The sequence below is a fragment of the Nocardia sp. NPDC003482 genome, from assembly GCF_053588115.1.
This window is the reverse complement of record NZ_JBSFPI010000025.1, coordinates 69,328-77,799: the sequence shown is the minus strand read 5'-3', so window position 1 is coordinate 77,799 and position 8,472 is coordinate 69,328. Positions and strand designations below refer to the sequence as shown.

8 protein-coding genes are annotated in these 8,472 nt (G+C 69.8%); 4 read left to right on the top strand and 4 right to left on the bottom strand.

Annotated features, from left to right (window positions below; genetic code table 11):
• Positions 1-21: 21 nt before the first annotated feature.
• The 3 genes from ACWDSJ_RS31470 to ACWDSJ_RS31460 all read right to left on the bottom strand — a co-directional run bounded on the left by ACWDSJ_RS31470 (position 22) and on the right by ACWDSJ_RS31460 (position 4,152).
• Entirely contained in the window at positions 22-1,308 is a 1,287-nt protein-coding gene (locus ACWDSJ_RS31470; protein ID WP_450036219.1) for a MupA/Atu3671 family FMN-dependent luciferase-like monooxygenase, read from the bottom strand.
• On the bottom strand, positions 1,305-2,984 hold the full coding sequence (locus tag ACWDSJ_RS31465) for a fatty acyl-AMP ligase (protein ID WP_450036217.1): 1,680 nt from the start codon (positions 2,982-2,984) through the stop codon (positions 1,305-1,307). Before ACWDSJ_RS31465 ends, ACWDSJ_RS31470 begins: the two co-directional genes overlap by 4 nt.
• Before the next feature lie 400 nt (positions 2,985-3,384).
• Positions 3,385-4,152, bottom strand: coding sequence for an MBL fold metallo-hydrolase (locus tag ACWDSJ_RS31460; RefSeq protein ID WP_450036216.1), 768 nt, complete (start codon positions 4,150-4,152; stop codon positions 3,385-3,387).
• Positions 4,153-4,223: 71 nt separating this feature from the next.
• Here ACWDSJ_RS31460 and ACWDSJ_RS31455 point away from each other — a divergent pair, with 71 nt between their 5' ends.
• From ACWDSJ_RS31455 to ACWDSJ_RS31440, 4 genes are all read left to right on the top strand, one after another.
• Positions 4,224-5,174 (top strand): GlxA family transcriptional regulator, encoded by a 951-nt coding sequence (locus tag ACWDSJ_RS31455; RefSeq protein WP_450036214.1) that lies wholly within the window; start codon positions 4,224-4,226, stop codon positions 5,172-5,174.
• A 10-nt stretch (positions 5,175-5,184) separates the two neighbouring features.
• Entirely contained in the window at positions 5,185-5,700 is a 516-nt protein-coding gene (locus tag ACWDSJ_RS31450) for a gamma carbonic anhydrase family protein (RefSeq protein ID WP_450036213.1), read from the top strand.
• A gap of 129 nt (positions 5,701-5,829) precedes the next feature.
• Positions 5,830-6,009 (top strand): hypothetical protein, encoded by a 180-nt coding sequence (locus ACWDSJ_RS31445; protein WP_387361378.1) that lies wholly within the window; start codon positions 5,830-5,832, stop codon positions 6,007-6,009.
• 78 nt (positions 6,010-6,087) lie between these two features.
• On the top strand, positions 6,088-6,714 hold the full coding sequence (locus tag ACWDSJ_RS31440; protein WP_387361376.1) for a TetR/AcrR family transcriptional regulator: 627 nt from the start codon (positions 6,088-6,090) through the stop codon (positions 6,712-6,714).
• Here the strand turns inward: ACWDSJ_RS31440 and ACWDSJ_RS31435 are convergent.
• Positions 6,704-8,398, bottom strand: coding sequence for an Eco57I restriction-modification methylase domain-containing protein (locus ACWDSJ_RS31435; RefSeq protein WP_450036210.1), 1,695 nt, complete (start codon positions 8,396-8,398; stop codon positions 6,704-6,706). The two genes, ACWDSJ_RS31440 and ACWDSJ_RS31435, sit on opposite strands and share 11 nt — an antisense overlap.
• Positions 8,399-8,472: the final 74 nt, after the last annotated feature.

Below are 8,472 nucleotides of genomic sequence, written 5' to 3'. Positions count from 1 at the left end.
CCCGCCTCCTGAGACCGACGGCTAGAGACCGCGGATCGAGTTCTTCAGCGTCGCGAGCGATTCCAGCCCGGCGAGCACGGTCGGCTCGTCGATCCCGAAATCGATCAGGCAGGCGATCTCGTCGGCCCCGGCCTCGCGCAGCTGTTCGACCATGGTCCGGGCCGAATCGGGGGTGCCGAACAGCCCGCTCGATCGGTAGTAGCGCTCGAAGGCGAAGTCCAGCACCTTGTTTCGCGAGCGGTCGTCCAAGGTGTCGAGCGAGGACAACCCGCGCCGCCACAGGTCCACGGAGTCCTCGAGGTAGCCGCGGAACGGCGCGCGCACGGTCTGGCGGACCATGTCCTCGCGCTCGCCGACGAAGGTGTGCAGCATGACGGTGACCGTCCCGCCGTCGGGATCGTGACCCGCGTGCGCGCGCGCCTTGCGGTAGGCGGCGAGCTTCTCCGCCAGTTCATCGATGTCCTGGAACAGCAGGGCGGTGAGCACATTGGCGCCGAGCCCGCCCGCCATCTCGAACCGCTCCACACTGCCGCTGCACGTCACCCAGGTCGCCACGTCCGGCTGGATGGGGGTCGGGAAGATCCGCACCGGGCGGGCGTCGCCGACGCCGTTGGGCAGCTCGATCGTCTCACCCCGCCACAGCCGCCGCACGGTCTCCATCCCGGCGCGGGTGACCTCGACCCGCTCGGCGTACTCGCCGGGGGCGAGCACGAAGTCGTCGGGATTCCAGCCGGTGGCGAAGGCGAGATCGACCCGGCCGTGCGAGAGGTTGTCGACCACCGACCAGTCCTCGGCCACCCGGACCGGATTGTGCAGCGGGAGGACCACACTGCCCGCGCGGATCCGCACCTGTTGCGTGGCGGTTGCCACCGCGGCGCCGAGCACGGCCGGATTCGGGTACAGGCCGCCGAATTTGTGAAAATGCCGCTCCGGCAACCAGATCGCCCGGAAGCCGTGGGTGTCGGCGAAGCGCGCGCTGTCCAGTAGCAGGCGGTACCGGTTGGCGTCGCTGCGCTGGGCGTCGCTGGCGAAGAAGAACAGCCCGAATTCGATGTCCGCGGTGGGTTCCCGATGCGCGCCGACCTGTTTCGCCAAATCCGCGATACTCATATCGGCGTACATATCCTCGGCCGATATCTCGGTATCGAATTGATCCTCGAGAATGGTCAACAATTCGGCGGCCTTCACCGAATCCAGGCCGAGGGCGGTGAGCGGGGTGCGGGGGTCGACGGACTCGACTCCCAGCCGCTGCCGCACCCATTCCACGAAGTATTCCGTCGTTCCCGTGGCGCCGGGCGCGTGGCTCATGACAACCTCGATTCGGATTCACTCGCATAGGCTCGCCGCAGTTGTGCGCGGCGGATCTTTCCGCTCGTCGTCTTGGGCACCTGACCCTTGTCGACGAATATCACCCGGTGCAGGGCGACGGCGTGTTCCCGGCTGACGGCGGATTTGATGGACGCCTCGAGATCCGCGGCGGCGGCGCCGTCGAGTTCCTGGACGACGATCAGCCGTTCCTCACCGTCCACCTCCGCGGAGAACGCCGCGCAGCCGCCCCGCCGCAGCCCGGGGTGATTGGATTCGATACTCCACTCGATATCCTGCGGAAAGAGATTGCGGCCGTTGATGATCATGACCTCTTTGCTGCGGCCGCAGATGAACAGATGGCCGTCGACGGCGAAGCCGAGATCGCCGGTGCGCAGATATGTCGCGTCGGGCTCGCCCTCGATCCGGGCCGCGAAGGTCCGTTCGCTCTCCTCGGGTTTGCGCCAGTAGCCCGTGGTGACACTCGGGCCGCGCAGCCAGATCTCCCCGACCCGCCCGGGTTCCACCCGTCTTCGCGTGCCGGGATCGACCAGCACCGCGGCGCCCGCGCCCACCGGGCCGACGTCGACGAGTTCGCGCCCGTCCGGGTGTTCGACGACCTCGCCGCGTTCCAGCGCCGCGCCGGAGAACCTGCGGGTGCGCACGCCCGAACCGGGCGGTCCGCCGCTCACGTACAGGGTGGCCTCGGCCAGTCCGTAGGCCGGGAGGAAGGCGTCGGGCCGGAATCCGGCCACCGCGAACTTGTCGGCGAAGGCCCGCAGCACGGTCGGGTTCACCGGTTCGGCGCCGACCAGCGCGACCTCCCAGCCGGAGAGGTCCAGCGCGGCGGCGTCGGCGTCGGAGACGCGCTCGGCGCAGATGCCGTAGGCCAGATTCGGCCCGCCCGCAACGGTTTTCGGGTGCTCGGCGATCGCGCGCAGCCACCGCAGCGGATCCCGCAGGAACGTCAGCGGGGCCATGAGGGTCACCGGGAAGCCGGTGTGCAGCGGGGTGAGGATGCCCAGGATCAGGCCCATGTCGTGCGAGGGCGGCAGCCAGTAGGCCCCGGTGCTGTCGGGCGTGAGGCCGAACGCCGCGCACAGATCGGCGATGTTGTGCATCAGGTTGCGGTGGCGGACCACGACGCCCTTGGGGCTGCCGGTCGACCCGGAGGTGTATTGCAGGTACGCGATGTCGTCCGGGCCGGGCGGCTCGTCCAGCGGCGGTCGCGCGCCGGGGTCGACATCGCCGGTGTCGAGCACCGTCGGGCCCGTCCAGCCCAGCCGGTCGCGGGCCACCGCGGCGGCCGCGCGCGGGGCGAGGACGGCGGTCGCCCCGCTGTCGCGCGCGATCGCGGCGACGGTCTCCGAATGCCGTTGCGAGGTGGGCACATACAACGGCACGGCGATGCGGCGCGACAGCAGACAGGCGAAAAGCGCGTGCACCATATCCGGGCCGGGCGGACACAACAGGAGAATTCGATCGCCGGGCGCGCTGACTTCCTGTAATCGCGCCGCCGTGCCGAATACCCGGTCCAATAGCAGGCCGTAATTCTCTTCCTCGCGACCGCCACGCTCGTCGAGAAATATATAAGCCGTTCGACCGGGCTCTTCCAGACCCCGCCGCAATAATATGTCCACAAGAGTTGATGGGTGCTGCGACAAGTTCCCGCGGTTCATCCGCATCCCCTCGGGTCAGCTACCTTACACAAGAACTGGAGAATTCGATTGTGGTAAGCGTCGTTGCTGTACAACCGTGCGAACTACCGCACCCCTGACACACCGGTGGGCATACTGCGTTCTCGAGTCATCATCGCATACATACGTGGGGAATGGCGAGGTTTCGGTGCCTTATATTTCCAGGGGGTAACAACATATCGGACGTTCGGTTTCCATAGGTCCGGGGCGGGCGGGAATTCGCCGACCCGGCATTGACCCGGCGATCGAAACGGCACCCGGCACGATCGTCCGGTAGCACGTCGATACTCATAGGCCAATGGTGGACCACCGGCACGGTGCCCCGCGCGATCCGGCGTCGGCGATTCGCCGGATCGCAATCAATCGGCAACCGGAATGGGTGTCACACCGTGATCTCCACGCCGAGCGGCGGGATGTGCAGCCGGTCGGTCAGGCCCGCGTAGCCGAACGCGCGCCGCAAGTGGTCCAGGGTCTCGGTGAAGTGCGCCCAGCCCTCGGCGTGCACGGGCACGATCACCGCGTCGCCGAGCGCGCGGGCCGCCTCGACCGCCGTGCGCGCGTTGAGGGTGACGTCCACGTCGCCGTACCGTCCGACATTGCCCGCGCCCACGTTCAGCAGGGCGATATCGATGCGGCCGACCCGGGCCGCGATCTCGGCGACGAGGTCGACCGAGGCGTTGTCGCCGGAGACGTAGACCGTCGGCAGGCCCGCCGCCCGCAGCACGAAACCGGTGACCGGGCCCGACAGCGCCTCGGCGCCCTCGGGTCCGTGCAGGGCCGGGACTCCCGTCACCGTGACGCCACCGATCTCGACGCTGTCCCAATTCGGCAGGCCCCTAACGTCTTCCATGCGCTCGGCCGCCTCCACAGTGGAAAGCACCAGCGGCACCCCCGCCAGGAAGGTCCGGCCGCCGTGATCGAGGTTGTCCGCGTGCTGATCGTGCGACACCAGCGCCACGTCGACCGGGCCGACCCGATCGGCGGGGATCGCGGGACCGGTCAGCTTGTGCAGCGTCACCGGGCCCAGCGGGTAGTCGCCGGGTTCGTCGAAGGTCGGATCGACGAGGAAAGTGAGCGCGCCGTAACGGAATCGGACGGTGGGTCCGCCGATGTGCAGCAGGGCGACGGTGGTGGAGATCGTGTTCGTCATGCGGACCAGTCTCGGCGCGGCGCGACCGGCACGACAGTGGCCCGAAGGCCGCGCTTCGCTAAAATCAGGCCATGCATTCGGTCGCCGTGCTCGCCTTCGACGGCATCAGCCCGTTCCACCTGTCCATCCCGGGCCTGGTGTTCGGCCGGATCGGCACGAGCACCGCGGCCTCGGCCCCGTACCGGGTGCACACCTGCGCCGAGACACCCGGAATCGTGCGCACGCCGGGCGATTTCGAGCTGTACGTGCGCCACGGCCTGGACACGCTGGCGGCCGCCGACACCGTCGTCGTCCCCAGTTGGCGACCCGATCTCGAACCCACGCGCGAGGTCCGCGACGCGGTGCGGGCCGCGCACGACCGCGGCGCCCGCGTCGTCGGACTGTGCCTGGGCGCCTTCGCGATCGCGAGCACCGGCCTGGCCGACGGCCGCGAGATCACCACGCACTGGTCGGCCGCCGCGCGCCTGTCGGCCGCCTACCCGGCGGTGCGGGTGCGCGCCGACCGGTTGTGGACCGATCTCGGGGATCTGGTCACCTCCGCCGGGGTGGCCGCGGCCCTGGACTGCTGCCTGCACCTGGTCCGGAGCGACCACGGCAGCCGGATGGCCACCGAACTGGCCCGCACCCTCGTCTTGGCGCCCTATCGCGGCGGCTCGCAGGCGCAGTACATCCCGGTCGCCGTCCCCGACGACACCGACGACGACCCGATCGAACACGCGATGGTCTGGGCGCGTGGGCATTTGAGCGAACCGATCGACCTCGACGGCTGGGCCCGCACGGCGCTCATGTCGCGGCGCACCTTCACCCGGCGCTTCCGCGAGCGCACCGGTTCGAGCCCGCAGCAGTGGCTGTTGCAGCAGCGGGTCGACCGCGCGCGGCTGCTGCTCGAATCCACCGACGACACCATGGATCGCGTCGCCGCCGACGCGGGGCTGGGCACCGCGGTGAATCTGCGCCACCACTTCCACCGCACCCTCGGGCTGTCCCCGGCCGCCCACCGCGCCGCGTTCAAGAACAACTAGGTTCACCACCATGAGGATTCAACTGGGTGAGCACGTCCCGACGATCGACGAGAGCGCGTGGATCGCGCCGAACGCCACCGTGATCGGGCGGGTGCGCCTGGCCGAGCGGGTCGGCGTCTGGTACGGCGCGGTGCTGCGCGGCGATCTCGAGGACATCGCCGTCGGCGCGGAGACCAATATCCAGGACGGCTGCGTGCTGCACGCCGACCCCGGTTTCCCGCTGACCGTGGGCCGCGGAGTCTCGGTGGGGCACAACGCGATTCTGCACGGCTGCACGATCGGCGACGACGTGCTGGTCGGCATGGGCGCGACCGTGCTCAACGGCGCGGTGATCGGCGCGGGCAGCCTGATCGCGGCCAACGCGCTCATTCCCGAGAACGCCGAGATCCCGCCCGGCTCACTGGTCGCGGGCGTGCCCGGCAAGGTGCGCCGCGAACTGGGCGACGCCGAGCGGGAACGCATCCGGCTCAACGCGCAGGTCTATCTGCACAACCTCACCCTGCACCGCGACGCGAAAGAGCTGTGAGTCGGACCACAGCTCTCGAATGAAATTTCATCACTCTTGTTAGCATTTCGGTGCGTGGCCGAGGTGCGGACCTGTCGGCGAGCCCGTCCGCCCAGCGGTCCGCGGCGAGGGCAAGCAGGAGGTTGTACGGTGGCGTACGAGCAGTCCGGTATGCACCGATTCCAGGGACGGGTCAGCGTGGCCGATATCGCGGCGCAGCCGGGGGGAATCGAGGCCCTGCACCGCAGGGTGCACGAGTTACGTTGCTGCGGCAGCGATTTCGCGGCCAACGCGATCGAGTGGGAGATGGCGGCGCTCGACCTGCGGTAGGGGCCCCGGGCGGAGGTGAGATAATGACCGTCCGCCTTCCGCATCGACGCGGTGTCCGCCGATCGACTGGAGTCTCCGATGCCCACCGTCCCACCCATTCTGGCGCGCATCCTGGAGAAGCCGCGCTCCGACGGCGAACAGTTGCTCGAGAGCGCCCTGTCGGCATTCCTCGACTTCGGCATCAAGCGCACCAGCATGGGCGAGATCGCGCGCCGCGCCGGCATCAGCCCGGCCACCCTGTATCGCCGGTTCGAGTCGAAGAACGATCTGGTCGAGGCGGTCGGCGTGCGGGAGGCGCAGCTGTTCGTGGCCGAGATCGAGCAGCGGGTGGGTTCGATCGACGACGGCGCGGATCAGTTGGTGGAGGTGTTCGTCGCGTTCATCACCCTGCTGGCCCGCAACGAACTGCTGCAACGCCTGTTGCGCACCGAACCCGAGGTCATCCTGCCGCGCCTGACCACCGAGGCCGGTCCGATCCTCGCGGTGGGCCGCGCCTATCTCGCCGAGAAGCTGCGCGCGCTGCGCGATCCCGGCGACGAACTGGACTTCGATCCGGACCTGGTCGCGGAGATCATGGCCCGGCTGGCCCAGTCGCTGGCGCTCACGCCGGACGGGCTCATCCCGCTGGGCGACGAGGGCGCCGCCCGCGACTTCGCCCGCCGCACGCTGCTGCCGATGGTGCACACCACGCGCGTCACGGAGTGAAAGTCGCTGTCAGCGAATCCATTTCGAAGGCCGCGGCCACCCGCTCGTCCAGTTCGGCCGTCGCCACCGGCGCGCCGTCGACGAAGGTGCGCACCAACTCGGCCAGCGCGATCGCGGCCGGGGTCGAGGGATCGGGGACGGGCAGCCGCGCCACGTACTGGGTGATCCAGCGCCGCCGTCCCGCGTAGAGCCGGTTGCCGCACACCGCGTCGTAGAACCGCAGCCCCAGCGTCGAATTCGCCACGCCCATCATGAGATTCGCGACCCGATCCGCGCCGAGGTCGGGCACCGAGATCCAGTAGCAGTCGCCGTTGACGATCGCGCCGCTGCGGTCGAGCGCGAACCGGGGCAGCACGCTGATGTCGGGGAACACCAGTTTGGGCAGCCGCCACAGATGCGGCCGCTGCGGCACCCAGATCTCGAACCACTCGCGTCCGCTCGCGGCCAGATAGTTCCGCGCGGCCAGGGTGTCCTTGTGCTCGCCGAGATACGCCGCGGCGCCGGGGAACAGCGCGAGATCGACCGGGGTGCGCCGGGGCTGGGTGACGTCGTAGGGATAGAGCACCCGGGTGTCGCGGGCGCGGGCCACCCGCCACGGGGCCATGTCGTGATGGGTGAGCAGATCGAACAGCAACTCCGGTTCCGGGCGCGGCTCCCGATGCTCCCACTGGTCGGAGATGAACACCCGATCGGCGGTCGTCTTGATGCCCACCCGGATTCGCGCGAGTTCGCCGAAGGTCTTCCAGGTGCCGTTGCCGACCCGCCGCAGCCAGTCGTCGGTGCCCGGCCGCGACATCCGCCACGGCACCGAGTAGTCGACCGCCGCGCCCGCGGGCCGGGGCGTGGACGCGCGGCCCGTCTCGAGGGTGCCGACCTCGATGGCGACGCAGCGGCCGTCGTGGTCGATCAGGCAGTCGCGCGGCTCGTTCAGCACCGCGAACAGGTCCGCGTCGCCGGTGGGCACGCCGTCGGGCACCTCGTACGCCGAGACGTAGCGGCACGGCTCCGCCCGCTCCGCCCGGACCGCGATGGTGATCGCGGGCAGCACCGCGGCCTCGAACAGCCGGGTGTCGCCGAGGTCGTACAGTTCCACCGGCGACAGCTCCGCGCACAGCAGCTCGCGCAGATTCGCGCCCGCCTTGGTGGTCAGAAATCGGTTGGCGCACAACAACCCCAGCACACCCCCGGGCCGCAGCAGGCGGGGCAGGCTCGCGACGAACGGATGGGTCAGATCGATCCGGCCCTGCAGACTGAACCGGCGGCTGAGCAGTCGCGCGGTCTCCGCGCCGAGTTGCTGGGTGCGCACGTAGGGCGGATTCGCGATCACCACGTCGAACCGCGCGTCGGCGAGCGTGGTCGCCGCGTGCAGGAAATCGCCGACGTGCCATTCGACGTCCGGCTCCCGGGCGGCGGCCACCGCGATCGCGGTCTCGTCCATGTCGTATCCGATCAGCCGCACCCGCACGCCCGGGAAGCGCGCGCGAGCCACCCGCCGCGCGGCCAGCAACAGCTCGCCGTCCCCGCACGCGGGGTCGAGAATGCTCAGCTCACCCGGCCCGGCGGGCACCGCCTGCGCGAGCAGCCGCGCCGCGAGGAACTCCGCCAGCCGCTCGGGCGTGTAGTGCCGTCCGTGCCGCTTGCGCTCCTCCGCCGCTCGCCCGCCCCAGCCATCCACATCCGGCATTCTGCCCGGCGCATCCGCGTCCCGCCCTCGAAACAAGCCGACCCGTGGGTAGATATTCGGCGTGTCTACCTGGA

Coding starts and splice junctions, on each gene's coding strand:
- ACWDSJ_RS31470 (WP_450036219.1), bottom strand. CDS start 1,308: ATGAGCCACGCGCCCGGCGCCACGGGAACGACGGAATACTTCGTGGAA.
- ACWDSJ_RS31465 (WP_450036217.1), bottom strand. CDS start 2,984: ATGAACCGCGGGAACTTGTCGCAGCACCCATCAACTCTTGTGGACATA.
- ACWDSJ_RS31460 (WP_450036216.1), bottom strand. CDS start 4,152: ATGACGAACACGATCTCCACCACCGTCGCCCTGCTGCACATCGGCGGA.
- ACWDSJ_RS31455 (WP_450036214.1), top strand. CDS start 4,224: ATGCATTCGGTCGCCGTGCTCGCCTTCGACGGCATCAGCCCGTTCCAC.
- ACWDSJ_RS31450 (WP_450036213.1), top strand. CDS start 5,185: ATGAGGATTCAACTGGGTGAGCACGTCCCGACGATCGACGAGAGCGCG.
- ACWDSJ_RS31440 (WP_387361376.1), top strand. CDS start 6,088: ATGCCCACCGTCCCACCCATTCTGGCGCGCATCCTGGAGAAGCCGCGC.
- ACWDSJ_RS31435 (WP_450036210.1), bottom strand. CDS start 8,398: ATGCCGGATGTGGATGGCTGGGGCGGGCGAGCGGCGGAGGAGCGCAAG.